The sequence below is a fragment of the Propioniciclava sp. LT294 genome, from assembly GCF_059516005.1.
In genome coordinates this window covers 25,018-42,768 of sequence record NZ_JCAKNG010000006.1, presented here as the reverse complement: position 1 = coordinate 42,768, position 17,751 = coordinate 25,018, and the positions used below count along the sequence as shown (strand labels likewise).

General features: G+C 71.0%; 16 protein-coding genes. 11 read left to right on the top strand and 5 right to left on the bottom strand.

The features are described from left to right. Positions 1–26: 26 nt before the first annotated feature. Entirely contained in the window at positions 27–1,103 is a 1,077-nt protein-coding gene (locus AC5YDA_RS09315) for an LOG family protein (protein ID WP_496192933.1), read from the bottom strand. A 17-nt stretch (positions 1,104–1,120) separates the two neighbouring features. Between AC5YDA_RS09315 and dxr the strand changes: the two genes are divergently transcribed. From dxr to AC5YDA_RS09285, 6 genes are all read left to right on the top strand, one after another. Then, a complete protein-coding gene (dxr, locus tag AC5YDA_RS09310) occupies positions 1,121–2,287 on the top strand; it encodes a 1-deoxy-D-xylulose-5-phosphate reductoisomerase (RefSeq protein ID WP_496189101.1) in 1,167 nt (388 codons plus the stop codon). Beyond that, positions 2,287–3,573, top strand: a complete 1,287-nt coding sequence (locus AC5YDA_RS09305; RefSeq protein WP_496189100.1) for a M50 family metallopeptidase — start codon at positions 2,287–2,289, stop codon at positions 3,571–3,573. Before dxr ends, AC5YDA_RS09305 begins: the two co-directional genes overlap by 1 nt. Before the next feature lie 11 nt (positions 3,574–3,584). After that, positions 3,585–4,730 carry a flavodoxin-dependent (E)-4-hydroxy-3-methylbut-2-enyl-diphosphate synthase gene (gene ispG, locus AC5YDA_RS09300; protein ID WP_496189099.1) on the top strand — a complete coding sequence of 382 codons (1,146 nt, stop codon included), beginning with the start codon at positions 3,585–3,587 and terminating at the stop codon, positions 4,728–4,730. Then, the gene (locus AC5YDA_RS09295) at positions 4,730–5,557 is read left to right on the top strand and encodes a GNAT family N-acetyltransferase (protein ID WP_496189098.1); all 828 of its coding nucleotides are present in this window, start codon (positions 4,730–4,732) and stop codon (positions 5,555–5,557) included. The genes ispG and AC5YDA_RS09295 overlap by 1 nt, the downstream gene beginning before the upstream one ends. A gap of 61 nt (positions 5,558–5,618) precedes the next feature. Next, on the top strand, positions 5,619–7,394 hold the full coding sequence (locus AC5YDA_RS09290) for a proline--tRNA ligase (protein ID WP_496189097.1): 1,776 nt from the start codon (positions 5,619–5,621) through the stop codon (positions 7,392–7,394). A 21-nt stretch (positions 7,395–7,415) separates the two neighbouring features. After that, positions 7,416–8,210, top strand: a complete 795-nt coding sequence (locus AC5YDA_RS09285; RefSeq protein WP_496189096.1) for a sulfite exporter TauE/SafE family protein — start codon at positions 7,416–7,418, stop codon at positions 8,208–8,210. Positions 8,211–8,218: 8 nt separating this feature from the next. Here AC5YDA_RS09285 and AC5YDA_RS09280 read toward each other — a convergent pair whose 3' ends face one another. Then, positions 8,219–9,151: a hypothetical protein gene (locus AC5YDA_RS09280; RefSeq protein ID WP_496189095.1), complete on the bottom strand. Its 933-nt coding sequence runs from the start codon at positions 9,149–9,151 to the stop codon at positions 8,219–8,221. Between the two features lie 87 nt (positions 9,152–9,238). Here AC5YDA_RS09280 and rimP point away from each other — a divergent pair, with 87 nt between their 5' ends. Next, the gene (rimP, locus tag AC5YDA_RS09275; RefSeq protein WP_496189094.1) at positions 9,239–9,730 is read left to right on the top strand and encodes a ribosome maturation factor RimP; all 492 of its coding nucleotides are present in this window, start codon (positions 9,239–9,241) and stop codon (positions 9,728–9,730) included. A 1-nt stretch (position 9,731) separates the two neighbouring features. After that, the gene (nusA, locus tag AC5YDA_RS09270; protein ID WP_496189093.1) at positions 9,732–10,703 is read left to right on the top strand and encodes a transcription termination factor NusA; all 972 of its coding nucleotides are present in this window, start codon (positions 9,732–9,734) and stop codon (positions 10,701–10,703) included. A 117-nt stretch (positions 10,704–10,820) separates the two neighbouring features. Here the strand turns inward: nusA and AC5YDA_RS09265 are convergent, their stop codons facing one another. The 3 genes from AC5YDA_RS09265 to AC5YDA_RS09255 all read right to left on the bottom strand — a co-directional run bounded on the left by AC5YDA_RS09265 (position 10,821) and on the right by AC5YDA_RS09255 (position 13,623). Next, positions 10,821–11,387 carry a hypothetical protein gene (locus AC5YDA_RS09265; protein ID WP_496189092.1) on the bottom strand — a complete coding sequence of 189 codons (567 nt, stop codon included), beginning with the start codon at positions 11,385–11,387 and terminating at the stop codon, positions 10,821–10,823. Positions 11,388–11,548: 161 nt separating this feature from the next. Beyond that, a complete protein-coding gene (locus tag AC5YDA_RS09260; RefSeq protein WP_496189091.1) occupies positions 11,549–13,189 on the bottom strand; it encodes a monocarboxylic acid transporter in 1,641 nt (546 codons plus the stop codon). Further along, positions 13,186–13,623, bottom strand: a complete 438-nt coding sequence (locus tag AC5YDA_RS09255) for a DUF485 domain-containing protein (RefSeq protein WP_496189090.1) — start codon at positions 13,621–13,623, stop codon at positions 13,186–13,188. The genes AC5YDA_RS09260 and AC5YDA_RS09255 overlap by 4 nt, the downstream gene beginning before the upstream one ends. Before the next feature lie 172 nt (positions 13,624–13,795). Here AC5YDA_RS09255 and AC5YDA_RS09250 point away from each other — a divergent pair, with 172 nt between their 5' ends. The 3 genes from AC5YDA_RS09250 to rbfA all read left to right on the top strand — a co-directional run bounded on the left by AC5YDA_RS09250 (position 13,796) and on the right by rbfA (position 17,751). Next, complete coding sequence (locus AC5YDA_RS09250; RefSeq protein WP_496189089.1) at positions 13,796–14,062, top strand: YlxR family protein; 267 nt, start codon at positions 13,796–13,798, stop codon at positions 14,060–14,062. Positions 14,063–14,207: 145 nt separating this feature from the next. After that, positions 14,208–17,192: a translation initiation factor IF-2 gene (gene infB / locus AC5YDA_RS09245; RefSeq protein ID WP_496192932.1), complete on the top strand. Its 2,985-nt coding sequence runs from the start codon at positions 14,208–14,210 to the stop codon at positions 17,190–17,192. A 109-nt stretch (positions 17,193–17,301) separates the two neighbouring features. Then, positions 17,302–17,751: a 30S ribosome-binding factor RbfA gene (gene rbfA, locus AC5YDA_RS09240; RefSeq protein WP_496190227.1), complete on the top strand. Its 450-nt coding sequence runs from the start codon at positions 17,302–17,304 to the stop codon at positions 17,749–17,751.

Below are 17,751 nucleotides of genomic sequence, written 5' to 3'. Positions count from 1 at the left end.
GGCGTCCGGCCCCGGTGGCCCCGGCCTCAACCGAGCAGTTCGAGCACCTCCTCCACGCTGTCGACCAGGTGGATGTAGGGCTCCATCAGCCGGCCCCTGGCCAGGGCCTTCAGCAGCGGCCACGCCGGGACCACACGCGTCCAGTACTCGTGTCCCAGCAGCACCATCGGGCGGATCTCCTGGGACTCCAGGGCGTAGAAGTTGCGCGTGAGCGCCTGGAAGATCTCCTGGGTGGTCCCGGCGCGGCCGGGGGAGTACACGACCCCGGCTCCGCACAGGCGCAGCAGGATGTCCTCGCGGATCGCGTTGTCGAAGTATTTCGCGATGCAGTTGGCGAACACATTGGGCGGCTCGTGGCCGTAGAACCAGGTGGGCACCCCCACCGAGAGCCGCGAGCAGTCCCACCGGCGTCGCACGTCGAAGCCGGCGGCCGCCCAGACCTCCGGATCGGGCGAGAAGGACGGGATCTCGGCCAGCGCCGCGCAGGCGTCGACGAGGGCGTCCGCGCCGTCACGGAAGCTCGCGCCGAGGTTGGCCGCCTCCATCAGGCCCGGGCCACCGCCGGTGAGGACGAGATGGCCCGCCTCGGCCAGCCCATGTCCGAGCCTGGCCGCCTGCAGGAACTCCGGCGCGCCGCGCACCACGGAGTGGCCGCCCATCACCCCCACGCCGGCACCCGGCTGGGTCACGATGTCGGAGAGCGCGTCCGAGATGAAGTGGTCGTGCAGGGACTGGGCCAGGGTGGCGTCCAGGAGTGTCGAGCGCTTGCCCAGCGTCCAGCCGTAGATCTTGGCGTCCGGTGTTGCGGCGTAGCCCTCCTCGAGACGGGCGTAGAGATCCTCGGGCGAGTACAGGCGGGGGCGATAGGCGTCGAACGGCAACTGGGGGAGGCGCGGGAAGATCGCGGCCCCGCGCTCGGCCAGGCTCGCCGCGACACGGTGCTTGAGCCGGCAGCCCAGGAAGAAGGCGTTGTTGACCGGGGTGCGGTCCAGGACATCGGCGCGGCCCCGCAGGTCCAGGGCCTGGATGACGCACCCGGCCAGCGACCGCTCGGCGCGGACGTGTTGGTCGAAAGCCTCGATGGTCTCGATCTCCCGTCGCATGGTGAGAGACTAGCGGGGTGCGTGACGTCGTGATTCTTGGCTCCACCGGCTCGATCGGCACCCAGGCGCTGGACGTCATCGCGTCCCGCGGGGACCGGTTCCGGGTGGTGGCCCTGACCGCCGGGGGGTCGCAACTGGAGTTGTTGGCCGAGCAGGTGCGGCGGTTCCGGCCCCGTTTCGTGGGTGTGGCGGACGAGGGGGCGGCCGACGCGTTGCGCGCCCGGCTGGCCGGTGTCCCGGTCGAGGTGGTGGGCACCGACGCCAATGAGCGCGCGGCCCGCCTCGCGTGCGACGTCGTCCTGAATGCCATCACCGGCGCGGCCGGGCTGTTGGCCACGCTGGCCACGCTCGAGTCGGGGACGACGCTGGCGCTCGCCAACAAGGAGAGCCTCGTCATCGGCGGCCGCCTCGTCACGGGCGCGGCCGCTCCCGGTCAGCTCGTCGCGGTCGACTCCGAGCACTCCGCGTTCGCCCAGGCGCTGCGCGCGGGCAAGGCGTCCGAGGTGCGGCGGCTGATCCTCACCGCGTCCGGTGGGCCCTTCCGGGGACGGAGCAGGGAGCAACTCACCGATGTCACGCCCGAGGAGGCGATGGCGCACCCGACGTGGAACATGGGCCGCGTGATCACGATCAACTCCTCGACGTTGGTCAACAAGGGCCTGGAGCTCATCGAGGCGGCCCTGCTGTACGGCATCGACTACGACGCGATCACCGTCGTCGTGCACCCCACCAGTGACATCCACTCGATGGTCGAGTACGTGGACGGCGCCACCATCGCCCAGGCGAGCCCCCCCGACATGCGCCTCCCGATCGCGCTCGGGTTGGCCTGGCCCGACCGCGTTCCGGACGCCGCGGCGTCCTACGACTGGTCCCAGCCGCGGGACTGGCACTTCGAGCCCCTGGACGACGAGGCCTTCGGGGCCGTCGAGCTGGCCCGACGGGCGGGCCGCGCCGCGGGCACGGCCCCGGCCGTGTACAACGCCGCCAACGAGGTCTGCGTGGACGCGTTCTGTGCCGGCCGGATCGGTTTCTTGGACATCGTGGATACCGTGGAAGCCGTGTTGGAGGACCATCTCACGGGCGGACACGTGCCCGACCCCGACCTGACCGTGGACGCCGTCCTGGCGGCCGACGCGTGGGCCCGCATGCGCGCCGAGTCGTTCTGCGCCGGTGAGGCCCGCTGATGGAGTTGTTCTGGACCATCGTCTTCGGACTGGTCTTCTTCGGTCTGCTCATGGCCTCGGTGGCACTGCACGAGGTCGGGCACCTGGTGCCCGGCAAGCTGTTCGGCGTCCGGGTGCCGCAGTACTTCGTCGGGTTCGGCCGCACCCTGTGGTCCACCCGTCGGGGGGAGACCGAGTACGGCATCAAGCTGTTCCCGCTGGGCGGGTTCGTCCGGCTGCTCGGCATGTACCCCCCGACCCGTCCGGGCGCCGGGCGGACCCGCCTGCAGCGGTTCGCCGATGACGCGCGCAGTTACGAGTGGGAGGAGATCACCCCGGCCGACGTGGAGCACGGGCGGCTCTTCTACCAGAAGAAGACCCACCAGAAGCTCATCATCATGGCCGGCGGCATCACGATGAACCTGCTGCTGGCGTTCCTGCTGTTCTGGGGCGTGATCGGCCTGCACGGCACGTGGCGCGAGCAGACGGTCGTGCGGGGCATCCAGCAGTGCGTCATCACCGAGCAGCGCGACGACATGACCTGCCGTCCGTCCGACCCGTTGACCCCGGCGGCTGCGGCGGGGCTCACCGCCGGAGACCGCATCCTGTCGTTGAACGGCCACCCCATCGGCGACTACGCCCAGCTCACCGCGCTCATCCGCGCCAACCTCGACGGTCCCGCCACCCTCGTGGTCGAGCGGGACGGCCGGCAGGTGACGTTGCCCACGGTGAACACACGGGTGGCCAACGTCCGCGACTCGCTCGACCCGTCCAAGGTGGTCCCGGCCGGCTGGCTCGGCGTGGTCCCCACCATGGAGAAGGAGTACGGCGGGCCCGTCGAGGTCGTGCGGGACATGGCCCGCATGGCGACCCAATCCTTGGTCACGCTCGTCCAGTTCCCGGTCAAGGTGTGGAACGTGGGGGTGGACATGGTCACCGGCCAACCCCGGGACCCCTACGGACCCATCAGCATCTTCGGCGCCAGCTCGATCGCAGGTCAGGCCGCCGTCCAGGACGAGCCGATCGCCGACCGGGCCGCGATGTTCGCGAGCCTGCTGGGCTCGATCAACCTGTTCCTGGCGCTGTTCAACCTCATTCCGCTGCCGCCCCTGGACGGCGGTCACATCCTCGGCGCAGTGTGGGAGTGGCTGCGCCGAACCTTCGCCCGCATGACCGGACGCCCCGACCCGGGCCCGGTCGACACCGCCAAGATGGTGCCCGTGGCCTACGCGGTGGGAGGATTCCTCCTGCTGTGCGGCATCGTGCTCATCGTGGCCGACATCGTCTCGCCCGTGAAGATCTTCTGAAGGAGACATCCATGACCGTGAACCTCGGAATGCCCGCCACGCCGCCACCCGTCCTCGCGCCGCGCCGCCCGACCCGTCGCATCAACGTCGGCAGGGTGCCCGTGGGTGGGGGAGCGCCCATCTCGGTGCAGTCGATGACCACCACGAAGACCACCGACATCAACGCGACCCTGCAGCAGATCGCCGAGCTGACCGCGACGGGCTGCGACATCGTGCGCGTCGCCGTCCCGAGTCAGGACGACGCCGACGTCCTGCACATCATCGCGAAGAAGTCGCAGATCCCGGTGATCGCGGACATCCACTTCCAGCCGAAGTACGTTTTCGCCGCGATCGACGCGGGCTGCGCGGCCGTCCGCGTCAACCCGGGCAACATCAAGCAGTTCGACGACAAGGTCGGCGAGATCGCAAAGGCGGCGGCGGACGCCGGTGTCTCGCTGCGCATCGGCGTGAACGCGGGTTCCCTCGACAAGCGGATCCTCGCCAAGCACGGTGGGCCGACCGCGGAGGCCCTGGTGGAGTCGGCGCTGTGGGAGGCGTCCCTCTTCGAGGAGCACGACTTCCGCGACTTCAAGATCTCGGTCAAGCACCACGACCCGGTCGTGATGGTCAATGCCTACCGCCAGCTCTCCGCGCAGTGCGAGTACCCGCTGCACCTGGGGGTGACCGAGGCGGGTCCCGCCTTCCAGGGCACCATCAAGAGCTCGGTCGCGTTCGGCGTCCTGCTCGCCGAGGGCATCGGAGACACGATCCGCGTGTCGCTGTCCGCCCCGCCGGTGGAGGAGGTCAAGGTCGGCCAGAAGATCCTCGAGTCGCTCAACCTGCGGCAGCGGCAGATGGAAATCGTGTCCTGCCCCGGCTGCGGCCGGGCCCAGGTGGACATCTGGGGCCTGGCCAATGACGTCACCGACGGGCTGGAGGGCCTCACCGCGCCCCTGCGCATCGCCGTGATGGGCTGCGTCGTCAACGGCCCGGGGGAGGCCCGCGAGGCCGACCTCGGGGTGGCCGCCGGCAACGGCAAGGGCCAGATCTTCATCAAGGGCGAGGTCGTCAAGACCGTCCCCGAGTCCGAGATCGTGGCCACCCTCATCGAGGAGGCGAGCAAGCTCGCCGCCGAGATGGAGCACACCGGCGAGTCGCCCACGGTGAGCGTGGTGTGATGCGCAGCCGGGTCCTCGACCAGGGCGATCGCGCCCTCGTCACCCGGCTGCTGGACGCCGACCCGGTCGGCAACTGCTTCGTCGCCTCCCGGGTGGACGCCGGCGTCCTGCGGCACGACGGTCAGGGCGAGTTGTGGGGCTACCCGGCCCACGCGCCGCGATCGCTGCTGCACGTCGGCGCGAACGTGGTCCCGGTCGACGCCGACGACGAGGCGCTGGACGCCTTCGCCGCCGACCTCGGGGGATGGCGCAGCTTCGTGGCGCTCGTCGGGCCGGTCGACGTCGCATTCGGGCTCTGGAACCGGCTCGTCGACGTCTGGCCCGAGGTCTACGAGCATGCGCGCGTGGTCCGTGCGCGCCAGCTCCTGATGGCCTGCGCGACGCCGAGCCGCGTGGAGGCCGACCCCCGCGTGCGCCCGGCGACGGCGTCCGACTTCGAGTCGTACCTGGCGGGGGCCGTGCACATGTACCGGGAGGAGCTCGAGGAGGACCCGCTCGCCACGAACCCGGTCGGCTACCGCACCTACGTCCGCTCGCTCATCGACCGTGGTGTCGCCTACGCGATCGTCGAGGACGGTCGGGTGATCTTCAAGGCCGACCTCGGCGCCGTGTCGGCGCGGGTGGCCCAGGTCCAGGGCGTCTGGGTCTCCCCCGACCTGCGTGGCCGGGGGATCTCGGTGCCGGCCATGGCGGCCGTCACCAACGCCATCATCGAGCAGGGGCGGGTCGCCTCCCTGTACGTCAACGACTTCAACAAGCCCGCCATCGCCAGCTACCGCAGGGTCGGCTACGAGGTCGTCGGGGAGTTGGCCTCCGTCCTCTTCTGATCCTCGTTCCGAGGTGGTTGGGGGCGGCTGAGACGGCCGCGATCCCCTAGGCTTGGCCTCCGTGATCACACGCATGTCCGAGCTGTTCGTCCGTACCCTCCGCGAGGATCCCGCCGACGCCGAGGTGCCGAGCCACCGATGGCTCGTCCGTGCGGGCTACATCCGCCGGGTCGCCCCGGGCATCTACAGCTGGCTGCCGCTGGGCCTGAAGGTCCTGCACCACGTCGAGCAGATCGTCCGTGAGGAGATGGACGCCATCGGCGCCCAGGAGGTGCGCTTCCCCGCCCTCCTGCCGCGGGAACCCTACGAGGCGACCAACCGCTGGACCGAGTACGGCCCCAACCTGCTCCGCCTGACCGACCGGAAGGGCGCCGACATGCTGCTGGGGCCCACCCATGAGGAGATGTTCACCCTCATGGTCAAGGACCTGTACTCCTCCTACAAGGACCTGCCGCTGAGCCTGTACCAGATCCAGACGAAGTACCGGGATGAGGCCCGGCCCCGCGCCGGCCTGCTCCGCGGGCGCGAGTTCGTGATGAAGGACTCCTACTCCTTCGACATCGACGACGAGGGACTGCAGGCGTCGTACGACCGCCACCGCGAGGCCTACCAGCGCATCTTCGAGCGTCTCGGGCTGGAGTACGTCATCGTGTCCGCCACGTCGGGCGCCATGGGCGGCTCGGCGTCGGAGGAGTTCCTGGCCGTCGCCGAGGTCGGCGAGGACACCTTCGTCCGCAGCCCCGGTGGCTACGCCGCGAACGTCGAGGCCGTCCGCCGGCCGCTCGCGCCCGAGCAGGACGCCGCGGGCGTGCCGGCCGCCCACGTCGAGGACACGCCCGACTCACCCACCATCGAGTCGCTGGTCGCCCTCAGCAACGAGCGGTTCCCGCGAGCAGACCGGCCCTGGACCGGCGCAGACACCCTCAAGAACGTCCTGTTCATGCTGCGCCACCCCGACGGCACCCGAACGCCGCTGGCCATCGGCCTGCCCGGTGACCGGGAGGTGGACCCCAAGCGCCTCGACGCCGCCGTCGCGCCGGCCGAGGTGGAGGCGTTCGGCGATGCCGAGTTCGAGAAGTACCCGCAGCTGGCCAAGGGGTACATCGGCCCCGGCTCCCAGAACGGCGGTGCGCTCGGCCTCGGTGAGGACGGCAAGGGCGTGCAGTACCTGACCGACCCCGCCGTCGTGCCCGGCACGCGTTGGATCACCGGCGCCAACGCGCCCGGCCAGCACGTCTACGACCTCGTCTGCGGACGCGACTTCTCCTCCGACGGCGTGATCGACGTCGCCGAGATCCGCGAGGGCGACCCCGCCCCCGACGGTTCCGGCCCGCTGACCCTGGCCCGCGGCATCGAGATGGGCCACATCTTCCAGCTCGGCCGCAAGTACGCGGACGCGCTGGGCCTGAAGGTCCTCGACCCCAACGGCAAGCTCGTCACCGTGACCATGGGCTCCTACGGAGTGGGCGTGTCACGCGCGGTCGCCGCCGTCGCCGAGGCGACCTCGGACGAGAAGGGTCTGGCCTGGCCCCGCAACATCGCCCCGTTCGACGTCCACATCGTCGCCACCGGCAAGGACGAGGCGGCCCTGTCGTTCGCCACGCGGCTGGCCCACGAGTTGGACGAGGCGGGCGTGGCCGTGCTGCTGGACGACCGCAAGGCGTCGCCGGGCGTGAAGTTCGCCGATGCCGAACTGCTGGGCATGCCCACCACCGTCGTGGTGGGCCGGACCCTGGCCGAGGGCTTCGTCGAGGTGCGCGACCGCGCCAGCGGTGCGAAGGAGGAGATGGGCCTCGACATCGTGTTGAACCATGTCGTGGCGCTCGTCCGCGCCTGATCGGATCGCGGGTGGCCGCGCGTGACCGGCCTCGAGCTGCCGCTGCTGACGATCGTCCTGCTCATCGCCGCGTCCGGGCTGGCGGGCTGGGTGGATTCGATCGTCGGTGGCGGCGGGCTCATCCAGCTGCCGTCCCTGCTCATCGGGCTGCCCGCTGACACACCCGTCCCGACGGTCGCGGGCACGAACAAGCTGCCGAGTTCGATGGGGACGGCCGTCGCCGTCGTGACGTACCTGCGCAAGGTGCGGATCCCGTGGGCCGCGCTCGTGCCCCTGGTGGCGTTCTCCTACCTCGGCTCCTCGCTGGGCGCGCAACTCACCCACCACCTCGATCGCGCCGCCTTCACCCCGCTGGTGCTGGGCGCGATCGTCGGCGTGGGCTGGTACACGTGGCGCCGGCCGCACCTGGGGCTCAAGCACGAGGTGAAGCACACCGGGTGGCGCGGCGTGGCGTGGCTCGCCGGGATCGGGTTGGTCGTGGGCCTGTGGGACGGCTTCATCGGCCCCGGGACGGGCTCGTTCTTCCTGATCCTCATCGTCGCCGTGATGGGCTTCGACTTCCTCACCTCGACCGCCCTGGCCAAGATCGCGAACCTGACCACGAACGTCGCCGCGATCGTGGTGTTCGGCCTGTCGGGCAACATCCTGTGGGGGCTGGGCGCGGCGATGGGCATCGCCAACCTCACCGGAGGTTTCCTGGGCGCCACGATGGCGCTGAAGCACGGCAACGGCTTCGTCCGGAAGGTGTTCCTGGTCGTGATCGTGGCCCTCGGCCTCAAGCTGACCTGGGACATGGTGGCGCCCCTGTTCGCCTGACCCAGCGGTCAGGTGGCCGGCAACCCCGGCCACCGCTCCAGCAGACCACCCCACCGCGGCACGTCCGCAGCGACGCCCCCCAGCGCGTCCACCAGCAGCGGGCGCAGCGACTCGGGGCCGTTCGCCAGGGTCCGACCCAGCACCGGTAGCGCGGACGCCTGCAGCCGGGCCGCCAACGCGCGCCCCGCCGCGGCGTCCGACGGACGGCCGACCGCGTACCACGGTGGCGCAGGCGTGGGGGTGGCGGACGCCGCCGCGATGCCGGCCGCCAGCTCCTCACGCAGGCCCGACCAGAAGGTGATCCGGGTTCGCAGGTGGTCCTGCTCCTTGCGCCCCAGGCCCAGAGCGCCCGCCGCCACCTCGAGGCCGTAGACCGTGGCCGCGGCTGCGTCGAGGGCGGCCTGGGCGGCAGCCCCGGGCTCCTGGGGGGCGGGCAGGCGGACACCCCGAGCGGGCTCGCGCGCTCCCGCGGCGTCCGGGAGCTGGGCGGAGAGCGCGGCACACCACGCGGCCATGGATGCCCACACGAGGGGTCGGGCGATGGTGGCGTCGAGAGCCTGGTCCCTGAAGGACGTCTGGGCCGCTGCGAGGGCCTCGGCGAGTCCGGCGGGCGGCGCGGCGGGTGCCGCGGTCGCCCCCGGCGCGGGGGACGGCTGGAGGGAGGGTGGGGGGCCGACGTCCGCCAGCGTGGCGAGCGAGACGGCGCGGAACTGGTCGTCGTTGACGTCGCGTGCCCAGGCGAGCAGGTCGGCCTGGGGCAGGGTCAGCGGGCCGGAGGCCGCGTGGTCCAGGGCCGCACGCAGACGGTGCAGGGCCTGGTGGCCGGGGACCCCGGGGTCCGGCGCGGGGGCGATGGTCGTGGTGCCCGTCCCGGGCAGGATGCCGCAGCCGGCCAACGCCGCGAGGGCGGCGCCACCCAGCAGGACGCGACGGCTCAGCACGCACGCGAGGCTACACCGACCTCATCGCCTCGACGTCCGGCTACACTGACCGGACAACTGCACGACCACAACAGGAACGGGAGCGCCATGCACGAACAAGAGATTGCCCGAGTCGTGGGCCCCGTCGTGGAGCAGCATGGTCTGGAGGTCGACCGGATCGAGATCGCCAGCGCGGGCCGGCGCAGTGTCCTGCGTGTCTACCTCGACGGCGATGGCCCGGAGGGCCGTGGGCCCAGCCTCGACGAGATCGCGGACGCCACGCGCGCGCTCTCGCTCGCGCTCGACGAGTCCGCCGCCACCGGTCAGGCCCCGTACACGTTGGAGGTCTCCAGCCGCGGCGTGAGCCGTCCGTTGACCCAACCCAAGCACTACCGGCGCAACACCGGACGGCTCGTCGCGCTCACGCTGACCGACGGCTCCGTCGAGGGCCGCATCCAGGCGGTCGACGAATCCGGTCTCGACCTCGACGTGGCCGGGGAGTCCCGGCGCGTCGACTTCAGCGACATCACCAAGGCCGTCGTGCAGGCCGAACTCCGCAAGGATGCCTTCGCGGACGCCGACGGCGACGAGGAGGAGTGACATGGACATCGACATGGCGGCGCTGCGTTCGCTCGAGCGCGACAAGGAGATCCCGATGGCGGTGCTCGTGGGCGCGATGGAGGAGGCCATCCTCAACGCCTACGAGAAGTCGGCCGACCCGGTGGCGGGCGCGAAGGTCGAACTCGACGTCAAGACCGGTCGCTTCGCCGTGATGGCGCCCGAGACCGACGAGGACGGTCGGGTCGTCGGCTGGTACGAGGACACGCCCGAGGGCTTCGGCCGCGTGGCCGCGGCCACCGCGCGCCAGGTGATCTTCCAGCGCCTGCGCGAGGCTGAGGACGAGCAGAAGTTCGGCCACTTCTCCGCCAAGGAGGGCGACATCGTCACCGGTGTCGTGCAGGCCGATCGGGATTCGCGCACCGTCCGGGTGGACCTGGGCCCCCTCGAGGCGATCATGCCGCCGGCGGAGCAGGTGCCCAACGAGAGCTACACGCACGGGCAGCGGCTCAAGGTGTACGTGGTGGCAGTCCGCCGCGAGCTCAAGGGCCCGCAGGTGATCGTGTCCCGCACCCACCCCAACCTCGTGCAGCGCCTGTTCAAGCTGGAGGCGCCCGAGATCGCCTCGGGCGTCGTCGAGATCAAGGCCGTGGCACGCGAGGCCGGGTTCCGCAGCAAGATCGCGGTGGTCAGCCATGATCCGAACGTGTCCGCCAAGGGCGCGTGCATCGGGCCGATGGGCCAGCGCGTCCGGGCCGTCATGAGCGAGCTGAACGGCGAGAAGATCGACATCATCGACTGGTCCGAGGACGGAGCCAAGTTCGTCGCCGAGGCGCTGAGCCCGGCGAAGGTGTCGTCCGTGACCGTGACCGACCAGTTCGCCAAGGCCGCCCGCGTGATCGTGCCCGACTACCAGCTCTCGCTGGCGATCGGCCGTGAGGGACAGAACGCGCGGTTGGCTGCCCGCCTCACGGGCTGGCGCATCGACATCCGGCCGGACACCCACCAGGACTGAGCACCGCCTCGGCGGTTCTCCGCCGGCGCGCCACCGGACGCCGCCCGCAGTCGAGACTGCGGGCGGCGTCCGGCTCATGTGCGGCGGCGGAAACCGTTCCGGGGCCGTCCGTTTCCGTCAGCGACGGCCGCCCATGTGGCCGCCGCCCCTGGGGCCGCCGCCGATGACGCCGGCCTCGACGGCCTTCTTGACCGCGTCCGCCTCGGCCCGGGTGAGCTTGCCGTCGGTGACGGCCTGGTCCAGGCGGGTCTGGAGAGCTGCGGCCCGCTCGGTGTTCCTCTCGGCCTCCAGGGCGGTGAGCGCCTCGGAGATCTTCGCCTCGTCCACGCCCAGCGTCTTGGCGAGCTCAGCTGCGAGCTCCGCGCGGGCCTGGTCGGGGGTGGGGCGGGTCGTCGAGTCGTCGGCCTGGTGCGATGCGCGCAGTGCGTCGTGGGCGGCCTCCAAGGCGTCGGAGACCTTCGCCTCGTCGAGGCCCAGCTTCTCGGCCAGGGCGGCCGCCTGCCCGCCCTGCTGCATCATCCCGCCGTGCCGGCCGTACATGCCGCCCTGTGGGCCTGCGGTGGCGCTCGGGGTGGGGGAGGTGGTCGGATCGGCGGCTTGGGCGAGGCTGCTCAGCCCCGCGACGCCACCGAGGGCGAGGGCTGCTGTCCCGAGGGTCAGGCCGACCTTCTGGATGCTGTTCATGGTCTGGTCCTTTCTGTGCTGCTTGCTTGACCACCATTCAGCACCCCGGGGCTTTCCCCCGACTGCGACGACCCTGTCAGGAGCCTGTGAACCACTCGGCCGACCCCGAGGGGCCGGCCGAGTGGGGGGTCGGTGACGAGGTGGGCGTCCGCCCCGGTCCGTCAGTGGGCGATGGCGGCACCTGCGCCGGCGCCGGTCATGGAGCGGACCTCCATCTCCGCGGCGAGTTCCTGATCGCCCCGCACCGGCGAGGTGATGGTGCCGATCCAACCGGCCAGGAAGGCCAGCGGAACCGAGACCAGAGCCGGGTTGGTGAGCGGGAACCACGCGAAGTCGATCGCCTCGCCCAGCATGGCGGACTTCGCTCCCGAGATGGCGGGGGAGAAGACGATCAGCACGACCGAGCTCACCAGACCGGTGTAGATGGACCAGACCGAGCCGCGGGTGTTGAAGCGGCGCCAGTACATCGTGTACAGGATCGAGGGCAGGTTCGCCGAGGCGGCCACGGCGAAGGCCAGCGAGATCAGGAAGGCGATGTTCTGGCCGTTGGCCAGGATGCCGCCCAGGATCGCCAGGATGCCGATCACGACCGACGTGATGCGCGCGACCTTGACCTCTTGTTCGGGGTCGGCCCGGCCGTCCTTCAGGATGGAGTTGTAGACGTCGTGGGCGAACGAGGCGGACGCGGTGATCGTCAGGCCGGCGACCACGGCGAGGATCGTGGCGAACGCGACGCCGGAGATGATGCCCATGAAGATCTCGCCGCCGAGGACGAGCGCGAGCAACGGGGCGGCCGAGTTGGCGGCACCGGGAGCCGCGAGGATGGTCTGCTGGCCGACGAGCTTGGCGGCCCCCATGCCGAGCACGAGGGTGATCAGGAAGAACACGCCGACCAGGGCGATGGCCCACACCGCGGAGCGACGGGCCTCCTTGGCGGTGGGAACGGTGTAGAAGCGCATCAGCACGTGCGGCAGCCCCGACGGGCCGGCGACCAGCGCGATGGCCAGGGACAGGAACGACAGCTTGGTGAACTCGTTGGCGCCGTACTGCTGCATCGGGACGAGGAGGTCACTGGTGGTGCCCGCGGCCGTGATGCGGCCCATGGTCGGGTCGAGCGCGGCCGACTGGGCGGCACCCAGCAGGGAGGACAGGTTGAAGCCCTCGCCCAGCAGGACGAGGAACGCCATGACGGCGGCGCCGCCGACCAGCAGGACGGCCTTGATCATCTGGACCCACGTGGTGCCCTTCATGCCACCGATGAGGACGTAGGTCACCATGAGGACACCGACCAGCGCGATCACGACGCCCTGCATGGTGCGGTCGGAGACACCCAGCAGCAGCGCGACCAGGCCGCCGGCGCCGGCCATCTGGGCCAGCAGGTACACGAAGGAGATGACCAGGGTCGACGTGGCGGCGGCGGTCCGGACGGGCTTCTGGTTCATGCGGAAGCTGAGGACGTCCGCCATCGTGTACTTGCCGGTGTTGCGCAGCGGCTCGGCCACCAGGAACAACGCGACGATCCACGCGACGAAGAAGCCGACGGAGTACAGCAGGCCGTCGTAGCCGTACAGGGCGATGGCACCCGTCACCCCCAGGAAGGCGGCAGCGGACAGGTAGTCGCCGGTGATGGCCAGACCGTTCTGACGGCCGGAGAAGGCGGCACCGCCGGTGTAGAAGTCGGATGCCTTGGACTTCTGGCGCGTCACCGCGATGACGATGCCCAAGGTGGCGATGACGAAGAGGGCGAAGACCGCGATGTTGATCATCGGGTTGCCGTACTGGGTGGTCTCCAGCAGCATCATGCGCCGGCTCCCTTCTCGAGCTGGGCCTTGAGGGCCTGGGAGGTGGGGTCGATCCTGGTGCTCATGAAGCGGACGTACAGGAAGGTCCAGACGTAGACCACCGCGAATTGGGCCAGGCCGAGGCTCATGCCGACGGTGAGGTGCCCGATCAGCGGCGTGGACATGAAGCCGACCGCGTAGATCGAGAGCACCACGTAGGTGAAGTACGACACCAGGCCGGCGACGGTCATCGGGAAGGCGAAGCGGCGGAAGGTGGAGCGGAGGTTCGTGTACTCCGTCCTCTGGGAGAGGGCGACGAACGCGGCGGTGCCGGGCTCCCCGTGGGGCCTCTCGGTGTGGACCAGCTCGGGCAGCGGCGAGTGGTCCTCGGGCAGGTGGAACTCGGTGTCGTCCGTCCGGGGCTGGCCCGGGGACAGGTCACGGTCTGGCGTCATCGGGGCGCTCCTCACGCGGCCGCGGGGCCGTCGTTGGCCCCGTCTCGTACTGAAGGTAGGGCATCCCCGGAAGAATCTCAATATCGAGATTGTTGAGATCGAATAACTATGGTGCACAGTGATCCGGCGTCGCCGCCACGCCCGGGACGAGCCCTGCCGCTAGGGTGACCACGTGCCGATTCGGACCTGCGTGGGTTGCCGCCGTCCTGACCAACAGGAGGCCCTGGTGCGGGTGGCGCACACGGCTTCCGGCTTCGTCGTCAGCCGCACCGCGCCAGGGCGCGGGGCTTGGCTGCACCCCGGCTGCGGAGCGTTGGCGCTCAAGCGCCGGGCCATCCCTCGTGCCTTGCGGGTGGCCGCGGGCGATCCCGCCGGGCTGGCCTCCGTGGTCGAGCAGGTGGACGCGCCGGATCCTCGCTTGGGCAATTCGGGGCCGTAGCCACTAGACTGGCCGATGCGCTTCGCGCAGCCGTGCGTGAACACAACCAGAAGGTGGGCTAACGCTCATGACCACTCGATGAGTTCCCAGTAATGAGCATCAACAACTAACTGGCCCAGCGCATGCGCGGGCCTGAAGGAGAGTAGTGGCCAAGGTCCGCGTCTACGAACTCGCAAAGGAGTTCGGACTCGAAAGCAAGGATGTCCTCAAGACACTCCAGGACATGGGCGAGTACGTCCGGTCCGCGTCATCCACGATCGAGCCGCCCGTCGTTCGGCGGCTGACCGAGAAGCTCAGGGCTGGGTCCGGAGGATCCGCGCCCGCCAGGCCGGCGGCCCCCGCAGCTGCCGGCGCCCGCCCCGGTGCCCCCGGCCCGCGTCCGGGAGCCCCCCGCCGGCCCGGCCCCACCCCGCCGCCACCCGCGGCGCAGGCGGCCCCGGCTGCTCCGGCGCCCGGTCCGCGCCCGGCGTCCCCCCAGATTGCCGAGCCGATCCAGCCCGCTGCCCCCGCGCAGCCGGCTGCGCCGGCCGCCGAGGCGCCCGCCCCGTCCGCTCCGCAGCCCGCCGCCCCGCAGGCTGCCGCTCCGCAGGCCGCTGCCCCGCAGTCGGCCGCCCCGCAGGCTCCGACGCAGCGTCCGGCCGCCCCCGGTCCGCGTCCGGGTGCCCCGGCGCCGCGTCCGGCCTCGGGCCGTTCTGCCGCGCCGGCTCCGCGTCCGGGCGGTGCGGCCCCGGCCCCGGGACCGCGTCCTGCCGCCCCCGGCCCGCGCCCCGGAGCACCCGGCCCCCGTCCGGGTGGCACGGGGGGAGTGCCCGGGGCTCGTCCCGCTCGTCCGTCCGGCGCCCCGCGTCCGGGCAACAACCCGTTCGCGTCCAGCCAGGGCATGGGCGTGCGTCGTCCTCGCCCGGAGGGTCCGGGCGGAGCCCCGCGTCCCGGCGCTCCTGGTCGTCCGGGCCCGCGTCCCAGCGCTGAAGGTGGCGCTCCGCGCATGCCGCGCCCGAACCCGGCCATGATGCCGAAGCAGGCCTCCGGGCAGTTGAGCCCCGCCGGTTCCCGCCCGGGTCGCCCCGGAAGCCCCGGCGGCGCTGGTCGCGGTCGTCCCGGCGGTGCCGGGGGCGGTCGTCCCGGCATGGGTGGCGGGCCCTCGACCGGCCCGACGGGTCCCGTCGGCGGCGGCGGTGGCCGCGGCCGTGGCGGTCGCGCCGGCAGCACCCAGGGTGCGTTCGGCCGTGGGGGAGGCCCCGCGCGTCGCGGACGCAAGAGCAAGAAGGCGCGTCGCGCAGAGTTCGACCAGATGGAGGCCCCATCGATCGGTGGCGTGCGCATCAGGCAGGGTGAGGGCCAGAAGGTCCGCCTCCGTCGTGGTGCGTCCCTGACCGACCTCGCCGAGAAGATCGGCGTCGAGCCCGCATCGCTGGTGCAGGTGCTGTTCCACCTCGGCGAGATGGTCAACGCCACCCAGTCGGTGGCCGACGACACGCTGCAGGTGCTGGGTGCCGAGCTGAACTACGACATCGAGGTGGTCAGCCCCGAGGACGAGGATCGCGAGCTGCTCGAGTCCTTCGACATCGAGTTCGGTGAGGACTTCGGCGGTGAGGAGGACCTCGAGTCGCGCCCGCCGGTGGTCACCGTCATGGGTCACGTCGACCACGGCAAGACCAAGCTGCTGGACGCGCTGCGTCACGCGAACGTGGTCGCCGGGGAGGCCGGTGGGATCACGCAGGCCATCGGCGCCTACCAGGTCTCGACCGCGGTGGGCGACGAGGAGCGTCGCATCACCCTCATCGACACCCCGGGTCACGAGGCGTTCACCGCCATGCGTGCCCGTGGCGCCAAGTCGACCGACATCGCCATCCTGGTGGTCGCGGCCGACGATGGTGTGATGCCCCAGACGATCGAGGCTCTGAACCACGCCCGGGCGGCTGACGTGCCGATCGTGGTCGCGGTCAACAAGATCGACAAGGAGTCCGCCGACCCGGTCAAGGTGCGCGGTGAGCTCACCGAGTACGGACTCATCCCCGAGGAGTACGGCGGCGACACCATGTTCGTCGACGTCTCGGCCGTCACCCGTGAGGGCCTGGACAGCCTGCTCGAGGCCGTGGTCCTGACGGCGGACGCCTCGCTGGACCTGCGCGCCAACCCCGACATGCCCGCCCAGGGTGTGGCGATCGAGGCGCACCTCGACAAGGGTCGTGGCCCCGTCGCGACCGTCCTGGTGCACCGGGGCACGCTGCGGACCGGCGACTCGATCGTCGCCGGATCGGCCCATGGCCGCGTCCGTGCGATGATCACCGACACCGGCGAAACCATCGACGAGGCTCCGCCCTCCATGCCGGTCCAGGTCCTCGGCCTCACGTCGGTCCCGGGTGCGGGTGACAACTTCTTGGTCGTCGACGACGACCGGATGGCCCGACAGATCGCCGACAAGCGCGAGTCTCGCCGCCGTGCGGCGCTCCTGGCCAAGACGACGCGTCGCAAGACCCTCGACCAGCTGTTCGAGCAGTTGGAGAAGGGCGAGACCCAGGAGCTCAAGCTCATCCTCAAGGGTGACTCGGCCGGTTCGGTCGAGGCGCTGGAGGACTCGCTGGCCAAGATCGAGGTCGCCGACGAGGTGTCGCTGCGCGTCATCGACCGTGGCGTCGGTGCGATCACCGAGACGAACGTCTCGCTGGCCGCGGCGTCGGATGCCGTCATCATCGGCTACAACGTCCGCGCGCAGGGCAAGGCGACGCAGATGGCCGACGCCGAGGGTGTCGACATCCGCTACTACTCGGTCATCTACGCCGCGATCGACGAGGTGGAGGCTGCTCTGAAGGGCATGCTCAAGCCGATCTTCGAGGAGAAGACGATGGGGCAGGCGGAGATCCGCGAGATCTTCAAGAGCTCCAAGTTCGGCACGATCGCCGGCTGCATGGTGCTCGAGGGCCACATCAAGCGCAACGCCAAGGCCCGCCTCCTCAGGGACGGCGTGGTCGTCACCGAGACGTCCATCGCGTCGCTGCGGCGCGAGAAGGACGACGCCACCGATGTCCGCGAGGGCTACGAGTGTGGTCTCACGCTCGCGCACTACAACGACATCAAGCACGGTGACATCATCGAGACGTACGAGATGGTGGAGAAGCCGCGCGACTGAGTCGCAGGGGGGCGGGGCCGGGTGTTCCGGCCCCGCCCCTCGGCTTGTCCGGGGCGGAGGCGCGCCCCAGTAGACTGCGAATTCCCGTTCGAGTAGAGAGGACCCGACCATGGGCAACCCCCGGTACGTCAAGGTGGCCGAGCAGATCAAGGTGATCGTCGCGGAGCTCCTCGAGCGGCGCATCAAGGATCCCCGGCTCGGTGAGTTCGTCACGATCACCGACGTCCGTCTCACCGGTGACGGTCGCGAGGCCACCGTGTTCTACACGGTCATGGGCGGCGAGGAGGAGCGCGCCGGCACGGCCGCGGCCCTCGCCTCCGCGAACGGGATGATCCGCTCGACGGTCGGCAAGCAGCTGGGCATGAAGTTCACCCCCACGATCGCGTTCGTGCTGGACGCCATCCCCGAGAGCGCTGCCGAGATGGAGGCGCTGCTGGCCAAGGCGCGTGCCTCGGACGCGGACCTGGCCGCTCGCTCCGCGGGCGCCGTGTACGCCGGCGAGGCGGACCCGTACAAGAAGCCCCACGAGGACGACGACGCCGACGACGACGAGGCCTGA

What these genes read in the sequence shown, in the direction of transcription:
- nusA (WP_496189093.1), top strand. Translation starts at nt 9,732, where the DNA reads ATGGACATCGACATGGCGGCGCTGCGTTCGCTCGAGCGCGACAAGGAG.
- AC5YDA_RS09295 (WP_496189098.1), top strand. Translation starts at nt 4,730, where the DNA reads ATGCGCAGCCGGGTCCTCGACCAGGGCGATCGCGCCCTCGTCACCCGG.
- AC5YDA_RS09255 (WP_496189090.1), bottom strand. Translation starts at nt 13,623, where the DNA reads ATGACGCCAGACCGTGACCTGTCCCCGGGCCAGCCCCGGACGGACGAC.
- rimP (WP_496189094.1), top strand. Translation starts at nt 9,239, where the DNA reads ATGCACGAACAAGAGATTGCCCGAGTCGTGGGCCCCGTCGTGGAGCAG.
- ispG (WP_496189099.1), top strand. Translation starts at nt 3,585, where the DNA reads ATGACCGTGAACCTCGGAATGCCCGCCACGCCGCCACCCGTCCTCGCG.
- AC5YDA_RS09260 (WP_496189091.1), bottom strand. Translation starts at nt 13,189, where the DNA reads ATGATGCTGCTGGAGACCACCCAGTACGGCAACCCGATGATCAACATC.
- rbfA (WP_496190227.1), top strand. Translation starts at nt 17,302, where the DNA reads ATGGGCAACCCCCGGTACGTCAAGGTGGCCGAGCAGATCAAGGTGATC.
- AC5YDA_RS09305 (WP_496189100.1), top strand. Translation starts at nt 2,287, where the DNA reads ATGGAGTTGTTCTGGACCATCGTCTTCGGACTGGTCTTCTTCGGTCTG.
- AC5YDA_RS09265 (WP_496189092.1), bottom strand. Translation starts at nt 11,387, where the DNA reads ATGAACAGCATCCAGAAGGTCGGCCTGACCCTCGGGACAGCAGCCCTC.
- AC5YDA_RS09315 (WP_496192933.1), bottom strand. Translation starts at nt 1,103, where the DNA reads ATGCGACGGGAGATCGAGACCATCGAGGCTTTCGACCAACACGTCCGC.